This is a genomic window from Psychroflexus halocasei, from assembly GCF_900107595.1.
In the GTDB taxonomy this organism is placed as follows: Bacteria; Bacteroidota; Bacteroidia; order Flavobacteriales; family Flavobacteriaceae; genus Psychroflexus; species Psychroflexus halocasei.
The window spans coordinates 29,804-46,816 of sequence record NZ_FNQF01000007.1 but is presented as its reverse complement, the minus strand read 5'-3'; the positions used below and the strand labels follow the sequence as shown (position 1 = coordinate 46,816).

Annotated in this window: 13 protein-coding genes; all 13 read right to left on the bottom strand. The window is 33.3% G+C overall.

Annotated elements, in window-relative coordinates; genetic code table 11:
- Window positions 1–30: 30 nt before the first annotated feature.
- The 13 genes from BLV84_RS09310 to BLV84_RS09240 all read right to left on the bottom strand — a co-directional run bounded on the left by BLV84_RS09310 (window position 31) and on the right by BLV84_RS09240 (window position 16,936).
- Window positions 31–261: a PspC domain-containing protein gene (locus tag BLV84_RS09310; RefSeq protein WP_093244408.1), complete on the bottom strand. Its 231-nt coding sequence runs from the start codon at window positions 259–261 to the stop codon at window positions 31–33.
- Entirely contained in the window at window positions 258–1,538 is a 1,281-nt protein-coding gene (locus tag BLV84_RS09305; protein ID WP_093244407.1) for a DUF2851 family protein, read from the bottom strand. The genes BLV84_RS09310 and BLV84_RS09305 overlap by 4 nt, the downstream gene beginning before the upstream one ends.
- Window positions 1,531–2,208, bottom strand: coding sequence for an SGNH/GDSL hydrolase family protein (locus BLV84_RS09300; RefSeq protein WP_093244490.1), 678 nt, complete (start codon window positions 2,206–2,208; stop codon window positions 1,531–1,533). Before BLV84_RS09300 ends, BLV84_RS09305 begins: the two co-directional genes overlap by 8 nt.
- Window positions 2,209–4,655: 2,447 nt before the next feature.
- Window positions 4,656–5,672: a glycosyltransferase family 4 protein gene (locus BLV84_RS09285; RefSeq protein WP_093244404.1), complete on the bottom strand. Its 1,017-nt coding sequence runs from the start codon at window positions 5,670–5,672 to the stop codon at window positions 4,656–4,658.
- Window positions 5,641–7,053 (bottom strand): O-antigen ligase family protein, encoded by a 1,413-nt coding sequence (locus BLV84_RS09280; protein ID WP_159429416.1) that lies wholly within the window; start codon window positions 7,051–7,053, stop codon window positions 5,641–5,643. The genes BLV84_RS09285 and BLV84_RS09280 overlap by 32 nt, the downstream gene beginning before the upstream one ends.
- Before the next feature lie 2 nt (window positions 7,054–7,055).
- Entirely contained in the window at window positions 7,056–8,072 is a 1,017-nt protein-coding gene (locus tag BLV84_RS09275; protein WP_093244402.1) for an N-acetylneuraminate synthase family protein, read from the bottom strand.
- A gap of 108 nt (window positions 8,073–8,180) precedes the next feature.
- Window positions 8,181–9,278 carry a glycosyltransferase gene (locus BLV84_RS09270; protein WP_093244401.1) on the bottom strand — a complete coding sequence of 366 codons (1,098 nt, stop codon included), beginning with the start codon at window positions 9,276–9,278 and terminating at the stop codon, window positions 8,181–8,183.
- 24 nt (window positions 9,279–9,302) lie between these two features.
- The gene (locus BLV84_RS09265; protein ID WP_093244400.1) at window positions 9,303–10,433 is read right to left on the bottom strand and encodes a glycosyltransferase family 4 protein; all 1,131 of its coding nucleotides are present in this window, start codon (window positions 10,431–10,433) and stop codon (window positions 9,303–9,305) included.
- A complete protein-coding gene (locus BLV84_RS09260; RefSeq protein WP_093244399.1) occupies window positions 10,430–11,575 on the bottom strand; it encodes a glycosyltransferase family 4 protein in 1,146 nt (381 codons plus the stop codon). Before BLV84_RS09260 ends, BLV84_RS09265 begins: the two co-directional genes overlap by 4 nt.
- A 6-nt stretch (window positions 11,576–11,581) precedes the next feature.
- Window positions 11,582–12,964 (bottom strand): hypothetical protein, encoded by a 1,383-nt coding sequence (locus BLV84_RS09255; protein ID WP_093244398.1) that lies wholly within the window; start codon window positions 12,962–12,964, stop codon window positions 11,582–11,584.
- Complete coding sequence (locus BLV84_RS09250; RefSeq protein ID WP_093244397.1) at window positions 12,961–14,493, bottom strand: hypothetical protein; 1,533 nt, start codon at window positions 14,491–14,493, stop codon at window positions 12,961–12,963. Before BLV84_RS09250 ends, BLV84_RS09255 begins: the two co-directional genes overlap by 4 nt.
- 1,058 nt (window positions 14,494–15,551) lie before the next feature.
- Window positions 15,552–16,241 (bottom strand): acylneuraminate cytidylyltransferase family protein, encoded by a 690-nt coding sequence (locus BLV84_RS09245; protein WP_093244396.1) that lies wholly within the window; start codon window positions 16,239–16,241, stop codon window positions 15,552–15,554.
- A gap of 371 nt (window positions 16,242–16,612) precedes the next feature.
- Window positions 16,613–16,936, bottom strand: a complete 324-nt coding sequence (locus BLV84_RS09240) for a GIY-YIG nuclease family protein (protein WP_317041016.1) — start codon at window positions 16,934–16,936, stop codon at window positions 16,613–16,615.
- Between the last annotated feature and the right edge of the window lie 77 nt (window positions 16,937–17,013).

Genomic DNA, 17,013 nt, shown 5'->3' with positions numbered 1-17,013 from the left:
ATTTAATCTAGCTTAATATCAACGGATTCTTTAAAGATCGAAAACTGAGCTTCTTTTTGTTGAAACTAAATCTTTAAGCCTCAACCAGAAAGCTAAAATTAAGTAAGCAACAAAACCAATTCCGAAAGTTGCAAAAGAACTATAAATAAAAAACAAACGTACCCACTTAGCTCTGATCCCTAGACGATCAGCTAAACGACTGCTGACATAAAACCCACGTCGCTCTAGAAAAAAACGAAGCTTTTCGATTTGTTTATTCATCCTCTCACTAATTTGAGTCCAAAATTACAACTTAAACAGCGATTAAGATCACAATAATTCTTCTTTAAATGTATCAAGGCTTGTGTTTCTAGAGCTGAATTCATTTGATGACGCCTCAGTTTTTCAAACTTTTGAATAATAGAATTTTGTTCTGGCTTAATGCTATTGATCAATTTAAAGATATGCTCTTCAAATTCCAATTGCCCTAAATGCTGATAGTAGGCGAATTTTAAAGGAATAATCGCGTTGATCATCATTAAATCTACAAAAGAATGACTTAATTTTTTAGGTGACTTTTTAGACTCTTTTTGAAAAGTATAATGTGTTTTCCAGAAATCAGACACTTCAACCTTAAAGAAATCTCTTGCCGACTTTTGAGAATCGATATGCATCAATGTTTCACAAAGATGACTTGATTTAGACAATAATGCTGCTAATTGTGCCAATCGAATGCTGGGAAAATTAGAAGGTCGTAACCTGAAAAACTCCAATGCTTCTTGCCTCGGCTTTAAATCATATTTCACTTTTAAAAACTGATACTCTTTCTGGAGCTGCTTGACGTAAATTTCATGAGAATCTTCAGGAAGTAAACCAGATTGACCAATTATCAGCGCTTCTATTTGTGATTGATTCCCTTGTAATTTCTGTATGATTTTAAAATCAAAGCTTTGCGCAATATTCAAAAATTGATTTCCGTTGGAATTCAGTCCAAAGTTTTTAGCCAAGAATTGAAAGCACACAGCATCCCAATGGTTTTTGGTTTTCACCAATAAATCTTGAACCAATTGAGATTTTTCTTCCAAGCGTTCAATATAAATCCGTTCCAACCAGTGATCGAAAGTGAATTTTGAAAATGTGTGAAAATCTTGAGCGCAATTAATCCACTTTTTATCATTTTGAGAGAGCAAAAGTTTATAATTTTTTAAGGCTTCAGCGTTCACAAAATCAGAAATAACTAATGTTGAGATTGGATTTTGGTTGAAATCAAAAACTTCAAGATCGTGTTCCCATACAATATGCAAAATCACATTATTGTAATTTGAATCTGTTTCGTGTTTGTGCGCGTACCAATCTGATGATTTGATATGAATTTCAATTTGTCCTGCCCACTTCTGACCATTGATTTCTATAATGGCTTCTTTGAAATCAGGGCCAGACTCGCTTTTGTTATGATAGCCTTTTTGGATCACGTGCAGCTTTTCACCATCTGTTGTTTGAAGGTGAAGTGTATCAAGCTTTTGATACTGCCAGACGTAATGCAAAAAATCTTCATTCATGCTTTAAATGTGAAAAATCTTTATTAAAATTTTCTATAAAATGATTCACCCATTTTTGATATTGCTTCGCACTAGGATGCAAGTCATCTTCAGCTAACATTTCTTTTTCAGAGTTGATTTCAGATGAAAGATCAGTAACATCATAAAATGGAATTTCATATAATTCACAGAGTTGTTTTGCGTAAGCATTATATTGGTTAAGCTCTTCCCTGATGTTTTTTTTATCAGATTTTTTGGCAAATGTTGTCGTGCTATAATCTGGGATTGACACAACAAAAACACCTTTGGTTTTATGTTTTGAAAAGTGAATCGCTTTATTGAGAAGTTCTTGAAATTCTTCTTTATAAACTTCTAAAGCAATTGATTGATATTGATTGTTAACACCTATGAGAAGAGAAACGAGATCATAAGAAGCATCAGCGATATTTTCAGATGCAATAGCAGAAATCAGTTCATCGGTTCGCCAGCCTGTTTTAGCGATGGTTTTAGGGTTTTTAATATTGAAATCATGTTCTTGAGAGTCTTTCATTAAGAGATGAGGCCAAGATTTTTGAAGTGATACGGATTCACCAATGGTATAAGAATCACCGAGTGCCAAATAGCTTATCTGAGGTTGTGCCATAGAAATTTGTATTGTTAGGTATAAAAGAAATGCGAATTTAAAATGCATCAATTTGTTTTGATATTCTAAGTTAACAAAAAAAGTTGGATTTGTTGATTTGACCATTTGTAAAATCGTTGATTCGTGATTGGTGAATGGTGATTTGTTTATTAGACTCACGACCCACGACTATTTGATCCACGACTATTTCAGTTGTCGGCTTTCGGTTCTCAGCTTTCTGTTGTCGGTTGTTCGGTTGACCGTTTTTAGTTGACCGTTATCAGTTGACTGTTCTCTGTTGTTAGTTGATCGGTTATAGTTTTTCGTTTTCCGTGTAATCGTTTATTCGACTATTCGTTTATTCGGTAATCAGTTTTCTGTTATCAGTTCGATTTCTCAGGACACACGATCCACGACTTTTTGACCCATGACTAAATCAGTTTTCGGTTGTCGGTTTTCAGTTTACCGTTTTCTGTTCTCTGTTGTTAGTTGATCGGTTATAGTTTTTCGTGTATTCGTGTAATGGTGTAATCGTGTCTTGCAAAATATCTGTCATTCTGGAAAACATCGACGATAGGAGATATTTATTCAGAATCTCACGATTTATAAAGACATCAGGTTTTAGACATAAGACTTTTGAAATCTAGCATCTCATATCTAGTGTCTGTTTATCTTTTAAACAGAATAATATAAGAAATAGTCTAGCAAACAAATCGTGAATTTGTTGATTCGTGTAATCGTTTTTTTGCTTTAGGCAATAAGTTCTAAGCTTTGGGCTTTAGGCTGTAGGCTTTGGGCTTTGGGCTTTAAGCTATAGGTTTTAAGATATCAGATTTTAGAAATCTAGCATCTCATATCTAGTGTCTGTTTATCTTTTAAACAGAATAATATAAGAAATAGTCTGGCAAACAAATCGTGAATTTGTTGATTCGTGAAATCGTTTTTTTGCTTTAGGTAATAAGCTCTAAGCTTTGGGCTTTAGGCTGTAGGCCTTTTCAATTTAGAATTTAAAATTCAAAATTCAGAATTTATCAACTCTCATTGAATGTCCCTGATTAGAGTTGACCCACGACTCTTTGACCCAAGACTAATTCTGTTCTCGATACATTATTTTCTCCGTTATCACTACAAAAAAAATACTCGAACTGACAGTTACTTCCCAATTTTCAAGTTCGACTTCAATTTCGGCTTCTTATTTCCTATATTTTGCATCTATTGTCTAATATCTGGTTTTTCGTGTATTCGACTATTCGTGTATTCGTGAATGGTGAATTGGTTCTCAGTTGTCAGTTGTCGGTTCTCGGTTGTCAGTTTTCAGTTCTCTGTTTTCGGTTATCAGTTAACCGTTCTCACTTATCGGTTATCAATTGCCGGTTCTATTTGACTCTAAAATTTCAATATAACTCAATTGACTAATTTCAAGAAATACCTGTGCCTTTCGCGGAAATGCATCACAATAGTGATAAGCATGAAGCGAAAAAGCCAGCAGGGGTTTTGCGTAGAGCAACGAAACAAAAATTTCCTAAAATTAATCTTGACTTTTTGTTTCGTTTTGCGTCAAGGCAAAATGAAAAGAACTACGATTTATATTCTTTACTTTTTTTCATTGCCAAAAAAACTAAGAAAAAAGTCTAGGCTTATTTTCCTGTTTCTAAAAACTAGCTAAAGATGCTTTGCCCCACAACGCGAACCGTTTCACTAGCGCATTGCTCTCAAGCCCTTGCGGCGCATCTTTATTGTTTTTGAATAAACATGAAAAGTAGGCCGTTCTCAGTTTTCTGTTCTCAGTTTTCTGTTCTCAGTTTTCTGTTCTCAGTTTTCTGTTCTCAGTTTTCTGTTCTCAGTTGTCCGTTCTCAGTTGTCCGTTCTCAGTTCTCTGTTGTCAGTTCTCGGTTGTCGGTTATTTGTCATTCTGCCCCGAAGGGTCGGGATCAGAATCTCATGATTTGTTAGTCCCGAGTTATTCGGGGTAAAATCGTTGATCCGTGAAATCGTTTTTTTGCTTTAGGTAATAAGCTCTAAGCTTAGGCTTTAAGCTCTCTAAATTTTGAATTCTGAATTACTCACCACTATCCACTACCAACTCAAGACCATTTGACCCAAGACTAAATCGGTTGTCTGTGACTTGTGATTCGGTTCTCAGTTGTCCGTTCTCTGTTCTCTGTTATCAGTTTTCGGTTTTCAGTTTTCGGTTTTCAGTTGTCTGTTTTCAGTTGTCTGTTTTCAGTTGTCTGTTTTCAGTTGTCTGTTTTCAGTTGTCTGTTTTCAGTTGTCTGTTTTCAGTTGTCTGTTGTCAGTTCTCGGTTGTCGGTTATTTGTCATTCTGCCCCGAAGGGTCGGGATCAGAATCTCATGATTTGTTAGTCCCGAGTTATTCGGGGTAAAATCGTTGATCCGTGAAATCGTTTTTTTGCTTTATGCTATAAGCGGTAGGCTTTAAGCTCTCTAAATTCTGAATTCTGAATTACTCACTACTCACTACTCACTACTAACTACTCACTACTCACTACTCACTATTAACTTAAAACTTCAAACCACTGATGTTTCACAACTTCCCAGTCGAATTTTTCAACTTTGGCTCTGGCAGCGGCGGTGATGTTTTGACTGAGTTCTGAAGAGTCTAAAAGTGACTGAATTGCAGAGGTCATCTCTTCTTTTGAGTCTGGTTTGACCAGTAATGCATCTGTTTGATGTTCTAACATAAAAGGCAATCCGCCAACATTGGTGCTGACAACTGGCAAGCCTAATGCCATGGCTTCAATGACAGAAACGGGTGTGTTGTCCACATTTGTGGTATTGATAAAAATATCAAAATTTTCAGCGTAAGCCAACCAATCTTCTTTTGGCATGCCTCCTGTGAATGTGACAGGAAGTTTATTCTCTTCTGCGTAAGCACGACATTCATCGATGGTTTCATCTTTAAAAGGGCCGACCATGCTGAGCTCAGCATCTGGATGAGTCTTTAGTAATTCTTCTAAAACCTTGAGTGCTAATAGCGGGTTATAGATATCAACAAAAGCGCGCACCCACAAAAGTTTGGGCGATAAATGTTTACGTTTTTTAAATTGATAATTTGAGATTTCAATTGTATTCGGAATATATGTCAAATTGCTATAGCCAGCTTTTTTAAAATAATGCATCAGATAAGCAGAGGGTGCAATATTAATTTTGGCATTTTTAAACAAAGCTTGACATAACTCAGGACTCTTTTTAAGACGCTCAGGCAAATCTCCTCCTCTTAAAATTGGAATATATGGAATCTTTAAAATCTGACATAAGCGCGCTGATGAATAAGCAAACCAAAATCCTAGTGTAGAATAAGTATCAATCAGCACGACATCAACTTTATGGCGATACTTCAGAATAGCAGAAAGCATATCAAACAAGCGTAGAGCTTGATTTTTTTTGGATGAAGATCTTATCACAGAATAAGATTCTTTTGTTAAGAATAAACCTAAAGTTTCTATAGAGGTGACATTACTTCCGCTTTTGGAAAGCATATTACCGAGATAAAGCAATGTTTTTTTGGGCATGAATTTTATTTTTACGTGCTTTCTTTGATTTCTTAGTTGGGTAAGTGACGCTTAACAATGCCAAACCATAGATAAAACCTGGTGCAGCCACACGCATCGCGGAGTGGTTGATGGTGGCTCCCCAAAAAATAACTAAAGGAATCATATATAGATTTCTAGGATTTAAAAGAATTTTAAACCCTGGAACAAGAAGTAAAACTAAAAAAGAGATAAGACCCAATGTTCCATGTTCTGAAATAACTCTAGTGATTTCATTATGTGAGGCAGCGGTTAAATCATTGGCTAACCTGTAATCTTTACCCATTCCTACACCAACACCAAAAACAGGATTTTGTTCAAACATTTCTAATTCTGCATTAGCTACATCAAAGCGACCAGCTGAAACATCTTCTTTTTCAATACCTGAAGCATTTTTGTTGGTGTATCTATTATAAAGTTGTTCATTGGTTTGAGCTGCTGTATAAATAATAACAACAACAACCCCTAACATCAGCAGTAAAAGCTTAAAACTTGTTTGTACCTTAATCTTTGCTTTAGCATAAATCAACAACGATAAAACGAATACACTTAGCATAATTGCAGCTGTTAAAACCCCTCCACGAGACAAGGTTGCTAAAGCTCGAAAGCTGATTATGACAAGTAAAATAATCATCAAAATTTGCAAGAAATTAGACTTATAAGGAATAAAGAGTCTTGTACCAATATAAAACATCGCTAAACCTAGAATGGTTGATACTTGATTAGGCCCAAAACCTCCAGAGGCTGCAAAATTACTCTGTGAACCTACAATTACAGATTCCAAATCGGGAGTGTAGAAAATCAAATAAACTGTCATAGAAATGACAGGAAGAATCATGATATCCATGATCTTAAAAAAATCTTGTAAAGACAATTTTCTACCATAGCAAAACAAAGCTGCCACAGTTAAAGAGATAGGTCCAGAAAGATTAAATAAAATATACTTTTGAAAGCTTACTTCGTAGCCTATTTCTAAAAAAGTTACGTAAATAGCCGGTAACAACATTGCGATATAAAAGATAAAGACAATTGCTTTCTTTTTAAAACCATGATAAAACATTCCGAAAAGCATAAATAAAACCACTGCATACTTGCCTGTTTCATAAAAGACAAAACCACCTGTCATCCTCAATAAAACTTCAGCACCCGTAATATAAGCAGCTGCTTTTAAAACTAATAATGGCTGCTGTGGGTTGCTTGTAATTTTTGCTATAAAATAAACAAATATACCTAGCATATATAGCAAGGCTAAAGGCTTAAATACATAAACTAAAAAGCCTATGACGAGATGAAAAAATATAGACATTGCATACTTTTTCTCATATTTTTTAAGGTTTAAACTCTTTCTTTTTAGTTTTTTCATCATCAAACCAGATCATCTTCTTGGATAAAAGACCATGCATTAAAATCTTTGTTTAAAGTTTTTCCTATTACCTCCTTGTAACGAGAAGCATCTATGCCTTGGCTTTTTGGTTTTTTTGCCTCTAAATCTTCAAAGCTCAATATGTGTCCTTTTTCTAGGTTTTTATTAACTGCTAATGTTTTTTCAAAAATTGACTTTAAGCTTTTATATTTCTCAATATCAGTTTTATCAATGGGATGATTAAGTGAAAGTTTCACTTCATTGGAGTATTTCACCAATTGCTTTGTTTCTTCTATCGTCAATGAAGATTTAACATCTGGCCCGAACATTTGCTTATGAAATACAACATGAAACTCAAGTATTTCCGCTCCTAAGGTAGTGGCAGCAATACCAGCTGATAATGAGCCTGAATGGTCTGAGAAACCTATTTTTAAATCAGGGTAACGATTTTTAAGTTCCGCAATAACATTTAAACCATATTCTTCAGGTTGAGTGGGGTAAGCCGTCGTGCATTGTAAAACACTTAAATCTACTTTATTTTTAAGAAGAAAATGAACAGCAGCATCTAATTCATCATAAGAGCTCATTCCGCTAGAGATAATAACAGGTTTATTTGTCATTACTATTTTTTCAAGCAAGAGAAGGTTTGTCACTTCGCCACTTCCTATTTTATAACAATCAACCTCAGCTTTTTCCAAAACATCAACAGCGGCATTTGAAAAAGGACTACTGATAAAATCTAATCCCTTGGATTTGGTATACTTCCCAATCTCAATCCACTGTTTTTGTGTAAAAGACATGCGTTCCCAATAATCATAACGCGTCTTGTCTTGTTTAGAAAATTTGACTCTAAAAGGTTCTAATTCACTACTTTCTGCATGCGCGATATGTGTCTGAAACTTTATCGCACTAACGCCTGTTTCTGCAACAGCATCAATATAAGCATAAAGCATCCCTAAACTTCCATCATGTGCTTGCCCAACTTCTGCAATTGTATAGATGATACTATTTTTACGCATAAACTATCATTTAACTCTTTTGAAAATAAATTAAACTAAAACCGACTCCAAAATTAATCATTTTTTGATGACATAAAAGACTGACAACCTAATTAAAGGAATCTGGTTCTAAGCTTTCTCATAAATTTTTAAAAGCTTATTAATAATGGCTTCTTCACCATATTCAGCTCTTACTCTTTGATACAAGTTTAAGGCATCTCTTTCAGCTAAAATCGGATCGGACAAATACTCTATAATAGCCTTAGCTAATGCATGATGATGATTAGGCTTGACTAATTTAGCATGCTCACCAACAACCTCAGCACATTGACCAACATCAGTTAATACCACAGGTTTTTGTGCCATAGCATACTCTAATAAAGCTAGGGGTAAACCTTCTGACCTTGAGCTTAAAATTGCTAAATCTGCTTCTTTTAAATATAATTGAACATTCTCAACACTTCCATAAAACTCTACTTGATTTTCAACGTCTAAGTCTTTTATTGATTGTTTCAGGTTTTTATAGTGTTGATCATCTTTATTGTACTGACCTAATAAATGTAGTTTGATAGACTCTTTACTTAGAAGTTGAAGCGCTTTCAAAATGTTAAGATGATCTTTTTGAGGTCTAATATTTGCAACTTGAATAAGGTGATGCTTATATTTATTTTTTATTAATAAATTTGAGCTTCCTTCTCTAATTTCAGTATTTTTAGTTGTGAAATTTTTTACATAATTAACATTTTTTGTAAATAAATACTTCAACGACCAATCCTCTAGCTTTTGATTGACAGCTATAATTGAATTAAAAAAAATCGAACTTATTCTTAAAATTGATTTAGGTCTGTTGGCCAAGTTTTCACTTTCTCCATAATGATCATGCCAAATCAGTTTTAGGTGAGGGCAGCTTATTTTAAGCAAAGTCGCAAAAAAGAAAGAAGTGCTATGTGCATGTAAGTGTGTGATTTGATGTTTTTTAATGAATCTTTTTGCTTTCTTTAAAGCTTTAAAATCAACTGCTTTTTTTTTACTTAAGAAAATATAATTGACCTTCTCGCTGACTTCTTGTCTTAGCAGCCCCTCTTTCCTTGTCACCATCAAACAAGATGCTTCTATTTGGCTTGATAAAGAGTTCGCTAAATTAACCGCCATGCGTTCACCTCCACCCGCATCCAAGGAATCTATGATTTGCACAGCACGAATAGACTTCTGATTCTGTTTTTTCATTTGTTTTCTTTATCTATTATGATTTTAAGCATCTTGTTCAAGTAATTTCATAATCTCATTTTCAAACTTATCCAGGGTATAAGTTCTCGACCATTCGCTTGCATTGTTTGCCATTACATCAAGCTTTGATGGTGAATTTAATAAAGATTCCAATTCACTAACTGTCTTCTTTATATTATTTCCTTTTAACAAAAGTCCTCGCTGTCCTTCATCAAGCATCCATGGCACACAAGATACAGGTGTTACAATTGGAAGGCAACCCCAAAACATGGCTTCTGCTACCACTTTTGGCCAACCTTCAGACTTACTTGGCAGAAGTAAGAAATGACTTTCTTTTAAAACTTTTTTAATTTCACTTTTTGGCTGATTTCCGTGCAGCTTTACCCAATTATTAGCTTTATGTTTATCAATTAAGGCTGACATCTGATCTTTCAACTTACCATCGCCGTAAACATCAAACTGAATCTCTTGAGACAACTTTGATTTTAAAGATAATAAAAACTGAAAAGCTAATTGAGGTTGTTTACCTTCTGATAAACTACCGACAAAACAGAACCTTAATTGACCTGTGTAATCACGTTTTAAAAGTGAGACAGCTTCTTTATTTCTATAAGTTGCCGTAAAAAATGCTTTTACATTTTTAGTTTGCTGCGGCCAATTTCCATAGACCAATACTTGCATATTCTTGGTTAAAAACCTGTTGCTCAAAATCCATTTTTGAAGTTTATAAGACCAAGGTTGCTGAGCATGAGGATCCCAATTACCAGCATATTTTGCTGTTTTTGGAATTTTCGGAAAAAATATTTGAACAATGCATCCCAATAATCCCATATTACCAGGACAACGCAAATGAATATGGTCGGCTTTTTTCATTTCTCGATAAATCGACTTTAAAATTTTAGGCAATTTTAAAAGTGTAGTCATTTTATCATTGAAGCCTATGAGTGAAAAATGAGGAACCTGATGCAGTTTTAAATCTTTGTGTTGATAAGCTAAATTAATATGAGGATCCAAATCACTTGACAAAGGAGCAACGATATTCACTTTATCACAATAGTTTAGCCATAGGTTCATTTCACGCACATAAGGTGCATAAGCTTGATATTGATTGCCAGCTTTATAGTGATTGGTATGTGTAATGATTAGGAAGTTCATTGTTCAATTAAATCTCTGTACATTTCTACATTCTGCTGCATCAGAACATTAAGGCTAAACCTGTTGTTAACGTCTTTGATTGCATTTTGCCCCATTTGGTGTGCTTCATCTCTATTTTTAAGCATATAGATCACCTGTTTAGCCAAACCTGGAATGTCTAAAGGATTACATAATAAACCTGTCTTTCCATGCTTCACAGCTTCTGGCCCTGGCCCAAAATTGCTTGCTACAAAAGCTTTGCCCATACTCAAAACTTCAATCCAAGCCAAAGGCATGGCTTCCATATGAGATGGATAAACACAAACCTCAGCTTTTTCTATTTCTTTAGGGATTTGTGTATTTTCAATAGCACCTAAAAAGTGAATGTCTGGTTGAACTTCATCAGGAATTTCTGATTTTAAAAATTCCAAATAAGATTTTTGTGTTCCTCTAATTTTTGTATCCCGCCCCGCAATTACTAAATGCGCTTCTGGCACTACTTTTTTAATAAGCGGTAAAGCTTTCACCAATTGGCGAATACCCTTTTTTTCACAAATAGAACCTGCAAAAAACAAACGCCCTTTTATTTCTTTTATATAATTGGCAGGGTAAAATCGACCAAAATTTGCAGGATTAAAAATAACTTCTCCACGTTTTTCTTTATAATCAATATATTGAGCGGTATGGTTCAGCACATATTCACTCACCCCAACAATATGGTCTGCTTTTTTAAAGCTTCTTTTTTCTTGAAAGGCTTTCCATGGCTCAACAGCGCGATTTTCTGATTCTGCAAAGAAATGGTGTCCGCCATGCATGCGAATCAAATACTTAATTCCTTTTATTTTTTTTATAAAAGCTAAGCCCAACTCTGCCGACTCAACTACATCAATGGGCTGTTTTTGGTGTAAGTCACTTATAGCCTTATTTAGTATTTTATTATTGAGTAGCCAGCCCATTTTTTTAATATTTGAGCGTTTATAGCGGTAAATTTTAACGCCTTGATCCTCTTCAACTTCGTCTTTTTGGAGATAATTTAAGCCTAAAATACTCACAGCGAAACCCCTTCTTACCAATTCTCTAGCTATAATTTGCACTACAGTTCCAACCCCTCCGTGCGGAAAGCCTTCTTTTGGGTATTCTCCAGTTAAAAAAACAATATGCATTTTTATTTATTTATAAAGAAATTGATTAATTAGCTTACTCGATTCAACTCTAAATTTTTCAGGAATAATTCTTTCACACCATTGCTGCATATCAGCTTTTGTTTTTTGGTGATACTTTTTCAAATTTGTTAATATTTCAAACAATTCTTCCTTTTCATAAAGCCATATAACAGGTTCTAAACCGTTCATTGTTCTAAAGTGTTGAAACTTATATATTCTTTTGATTGACCAGTGAGAAGATGAATCAGCTTCATAATTAATATAAATTGCTGGCTTATGATGCATACCAAAATCCAAAGCCATTGTTGAGCCTACATTGATAACCGCTTCAGAATGTTCGCATATATTGGATAATATAGCTAAATCTTCTTTTTCAGGATAAGCATCTGTCCATTCAGAAGATAAACTCCATGCGGCTCCTGCTTTTTTAATTAAATCAGGAAATTGATCTATAACGTGCTGATACTTTTGAAATCCCTCTACCGGAACAGGTCTTAATAGTATTTGCCAATCATTTATTAAATTAGAGTTTGAAATGACATGAGCTATATCTTGTAAATAGTCAGGATCAAAGGGTGAGGTTGTTTTATCATCACCACTGAAACAAAGCCACTTTTTATCTGAGTCAAGATTATAATAAGCAGCAAGCTTTGATCTAGACCAAAAAAGCGTATTATCATAATGAAACTGAAACTGAGGTGTCCCTAATACTTCTATTTGTTCATCTTTAATTTCTGGATAATAAGTTTTTAATTCTTTTTTCATATAAGGACTCCAAACAATATAATCATCTGCTCTTAAAGCTAAACGAGCTTTAGGTAAATTATCCCATGAATATATAGCTGTAGCAGTCTTGATATTTGCATCTTTTGCAGCAGCAAAAATTGGCGCTGCAATCACAGCCCGTTGATGTGTACAAAATAGTTTTGAGGGCCTATTTGCCTTGAAATACTCATAATAGTACTTATAAACATCAGATTTTCGTATATGTTTTTCATACTTCTTTTCAAGTTCCTGTATTTGTTGATATTTATATTTTTTCCTGGAATAAAGTATCACAAACTTGTAAAATAACATTTTGCTAAATGAACTCCCTTTTACTTTAAAATTAATTAGTATTGTTTTATTATTATTTATATTAGAATTATATCTGAGTCTAGATAAGTGTATAGTTTCTCTATAAAACTTACTAGCTATCGATTCTCTATAAGGTTTTAGTTTTAAAAATTTTATACTATCATTTCTATTCAAATTATTTAAACTATCACTCTTAAATTTATTTAATATTGAAATTTCAAATTTATCGATTTTAAGTAAATTTGTATGTAGATAATTTCTGACACCTATTCCATCAGGCATTAAAACAAGTAAATTATTATTTTTAATCATTTTTTTTTATAAAATTTTAAATTTGTGAGTTCTTTCTCTAATAGTTTAAATTCGCTAGTCTTAAAATTGTTTATAAATAAAATCAATGTATGGAGTCTGAGTATAAAATATATTGTTCTCTTATTCTCATCCATAATTTTTAAACAAAAATCAACCCCCTCTTTATTCATTCCTAGTTGTTCATAATCAAACTCTTCATGAACTTTCAAAAAACTATCTCTTACAGTATCTAATCTTTTACTCCAAACTTGTGTATCATTTATTTTAGAATCTATGTTATATTTTTCACTGACTGTATCATTTAAATCGGATAAATAATTGTGAAATATTTCAGATCGATAGACCTCTAAAGGCAGTGAATAGGTTATTCTTACAAAATCTAAATTTAAAAAAGGTGTTATTTTGTTTATAAAAGGTGTAAGTATAGAATGCCTTTTAGAGAAGTTATTGGTCAATCTTTGATTCCTGTAGTAATTTATGCCTAAATGAATAATTGATTCTTTATTAGTATTAAACTGATCTAAAAATTTATAATCTATCTCATTAAAAATTGCATCTGTTATATATTTTGGTGTAATATATTTTTTAAATATATCTTCATCAACATAAAATATTCTAACACATTCACCTCCTTCTCCAATCACAAATGAGTCATCAGTGTTCATATGGTATACATACTTTAACATATCTACATATGATGATGTGGCTAAACCTGATGAATAATAAGCAATTAATTTTGAAAAGAAATTAAACTCACCAATATCAGAATAATCAAAGTGCTGATAATCTAAGCTCAGACTTTTTGATACTTCATATCCTATTTTAACATCATGACTGCTTTTAATTCCAAAATTACTTGTTTTTATATTTAACTTTGAATCTAATGCACAAGAAACTAAAGCTAGGGAATCTTTACCAGCTGTGATACCAAAATTTAAATTTTTTGTTTTTTTTAAATCTTTAATCAAAGATTTTTTTGAACTATCTATAAGAGAATTGGAAAACTCTTCATTTTCCAATTTAAATGATTGTAAATACTTATTCTCTCGTAAAGTTAAATCTGAATTTATCTCATATATTCTCTGCTTTTTAAAAATTTCACAACCCTTAAAAATTGATTTTTGATTAGAGGTGTAACCCAAGGTGAGGTGTTCTTTTAAAAGACTAATGTCAACATCATATTTATTAAGATGATAAATAAGTGGAGAAATCACTAATCCATCGCTTTGTCTGGTATAATAAACAGATTCTAATCCAAAATAATCAGTTATTATATTTAATGTATTTTCATGCTTTGAATACTTTATTGCAAAAAAAGTATTTTTTAAATATTTGTAAAAGTCTTCGAGGTAATTTTCAAAAAACTCTAAATCAACATCATACGAGCTTTTAAGTAAGATCACAACAGAGTCGTTTTCAAAAACATAAAGGCTTGAACCTTTACCATTATGCGTAAAGAGGTCAATTTCTAACTTCCCTATATTGTTAAAGAAAACTCTGAAAGAACTAATTATATATTTTTTTAACATTAAATTAATTTTTATGAAGTATTAATTGATCAATTAATTAATGCACACAATCACTTTTATTTAATCTGTAGATTATTTGTTATGCTTTTCTTAATTCAACAAAACTCGGTAAATATTTTGAAACTATATATTGTTTGCGAGTTTAATCTTAGGAGAACTTAAGTTTTCCAACTTGGCTCTGCTCCATCTCGACTTCTATTCATCTCGACTCCGCTCGATGTTGAACATTGAAGAGTGTTTTTATAAGATAAATGTTGAACAAATGAACTGTTATATGTTCAAACCCTTCCACTAAAACTCAGGAAAAGCTATAACAAAAGACTAACAACACATGTTTATGTTCGAGCGAAGTCGAGAACAGCTAAACGTGAACTCATCTTAGTTTCTATTTATCTCGACTACGCTCCATCTCGACTACGCTCGATGTTGAACAAAAAAGAGTGTTTTTTAAGAGCTCGATGCTGAACAAAGAAGAGTGCTTTTTATGAACTCGATGCTGAACAAGAGTCCCTTTTATAAGATAAATACTGAACAAATGAACTGTTATATGCTCGAACCCTTCCACTAAAACTCAGGACAAGCTATAACTAAAGCCTAACAACACATGTTTATGTTCGAGCGCAGTCGAGAACAACTAAACGTGAACTCATCTCAGCTTCTATTTATCTCGACTACGCTCGATGTTAAACAAAGAAGAGTGCTTTTTAAGAGCTCGATGTTGAACAAAAAAGAGTGTTTTTTAAGAGCTCGATGTTGAACATTGAAGAGTGTTTTTATAAGATAAATGCTGAACAAATGAACTGTTATATGTTCAAACCCTTCCACTAAAACTCAGGAAAAGCTATAACAAAAGACTAACAACACATGTTTATGTTCGAGCGAAGTCGAGAACAGCTAAACGTGAACTCATCTTAGTTTCTATTTATCTCGACTACGCTCCATCTCTACTCCGCTCGATGTTGAACATTGAAGAGTGCTTTCTATAAGCTCGATGCTGAACAAAAGTCATTTTTATAAGATAGATGCTAAATAGAACAAGCTGTTTTCAAAAAACAGATCTACATATCACTAAGCATCTTCTCTGCTTTTTCCCAGTCTGTTAATGTGTCAATATTCACATAGGTTTCAGGGTTTGACTCTATGAAACTAAGCTTTTCGCCAAAAAAACTCCCTTTTTTAATAAATTCCGTTTTGGTTAAATAGATACTTCCGTCTCTAAAGTAAGCATTAGGTAAATCTTGTCTTCGCTTAATAATTTCTGATTCTCCTGTCGCTATTTTTAAATCACCTTTTTCATTCTCTTCAAACACCCAATGTGGATTATATTCATGTGGAACTGGCAAAACACTGACTAAAGCATCAGCATCAGATTTAATAAATTTTTTAATGGCTTGATCTATAAATACTTTCTCTCTGAATGGTGAAGTGACTTGTAGTAAAATAACAGCATCAAAAAATTCTCCTTTTTTTTCAAAGTAATCCACAGCATGCTGAACGACACCAATGCTTCCTGATTGATCTTGTGCTAAACTCTCAGGCCTAACAAAAGGTACCTCAACACCTAAATCTCTTGCTATTTTTATGATCTCTTCATCTTCTGATGACAGAATAAACTTATCAATCAATCGAGATTCCTTAACCGAATCAACTGTGTAGGCCAATAAAGGCTTTCCTCCTAATTCTTTAATATTCTTCCCTGGTACGCCTTTGCTTCCACCTCGGGCAGGTATTATTGCTAGTATTTTCATTGTTGTTTGTTGGTTCTTGGTTGTTGGTTGGACTTTTTTAGGAATTTAGAATTTTGTTTTTAAATAGCGTTTTAAATCGTTTAAAACTTTCTTAAATTGTGTTATTTCTGCTTTGATCCCTCTCGACTACGCTCCATCTCGACTACGCTCGATGTTGAACATTGAAGCGTGTTTTTTATGAGCTCGATGTTAAACAAAAAGAGTTCTTTTTAAGAGCTCGATGCTGAACAAAAGTCCTTTTTATAAGATAAATGCTGAACAAATGAACTGTTATATGTTCGAACCCTTCCACTAAAACTCAGGACAGGCTTTAACAAAAGACTAACAACACATGTTTTATGTTCGAGCGCAGTCGAGAACCTCTTTACATTTTACTCTTTATACTTAAAATGTGAATCATTTTGACACTCTGATAACTTCTTTAATCTATCCCAGTTTTTCTCAATTAAAGCTTCTTTCTTGGCTTTACTCCATTTTTTTATTTTTCTCTCAAATGCATAGGCTTGTTTGACATCATTAAAAGTTTCATAAAAAACCAGTTTTAATGGCTTTCGAGAATATGTATATGCACTTTTATTCTCTTGATCAAAACAATGCTCATACCAACGACGATTGATGTTGTTTGTCATGCCTGTGTAGTATGTGTTATCAGCACATTTGATGATGTAAACAAAATAGGTTTTCATGGCTTTCATGGTTTTTCATCTCGACTCCGCTCCATCTTGACTCTGCTCCATCTCGACTCTGCTCCATCTCGACTCCGCTCGATGTT

Excerpts from the sequence above, each read along its gene's own strand:
- BLV84_RS09310 (WP_093244408.1), bottom strand. The coding sequence starts at position 261 with ATGAATAAACAAATCGAAAAGCTTCGTTTTTTTCTAGAGCGACGTGGG.
- BLV84_RS09305 (WP_093244407.1), bottom strand. The coding sequence starts at position 1,538 with ATGAATGAAGATTTTTTGCATTACGTCTGGCAGTATCAAAAGCTTGAT.
- BLV84_RS09300 (WP_093244490.1), bottom strand. The coding sequence starts at position 2,208 with ATGCATTTTAAATTCGCATTTCTTTTATACCTAACAATACAAATTTCT.
- BLV84_RS09285 (WP_093244404.1), bottom strand. The coding sequence starts at position 5,672 with ATGCCCAAAAAAACATTGCTTTATCTCGGTAATATGCTTTCCAAAAGC.
- BLV84_RS09280 (WP_159429416.1), bottom strand. The coding sequence starts at position 7,053 with ATGAAAAAACTAAAAAGAAAGAGTTTAAACCTTAAAAAATATGAGAAA.
- BLV84_RS09275 (WP_093244402.1), bottom strand. The coding sequence starts at position 8,072 with ATGCGTAAAAATAGTATCATCTATACAATTGCAGAAGTTGGGCAAGCA.
- BLV84_RS09270 (WP_093244401.1), bottom strand. The coding sequence starts at position 9,278 with ATGAAAAAACAGAATCAGAAGTCTATTCGTGCTGTGCAAATCATAGAT.
- BLV84_RS09265 (WP_093244400.1), bottom strand. The coding sequence starts at position 10,433 with ATGAACTTCCTAATCATTACACATACCAATCACTATAAAGCTGGCAAT.
- BLV84_RS09260 (WP_093244399.1), bottom strand. The coding sequence starts at position 11,575 with ATGCATATTGTTTTTTTAACTGGAGAATACCCAAAAGAAGGCTTTCCG.
- BLV84_RS09255 (WP_093244398.1), bottom strand. The coding sequence starts at position 12,964 with ATGATTAAAAATAATAATTTACTTGTTTTAATGCCTGATGGAATAGGT.
- BLV84_RS09250 (WP_093244397.1), bottom strand. The coding sequence starts at position 14,493 with ATGTTAAAAAAATATATAATTAGTTCTTTCAGAGTTTTCTTTAACAAT.
- BLV84_RS09245 (WP_093244396.1), bottom strand. The coding sequence starts at position 16,241 with ATGAAAATACTAGCAATAATACCTGCCCGAGGTGGAAGCAAAGGCGTA.
- BLV84_RS09240 (WP_317041016.1), bottom strand. The coding sequence starts at position 16,936 with ATGAAAGCCATGAAAACCTATTTTGTTTACATCATCAAATGTGCTGAT.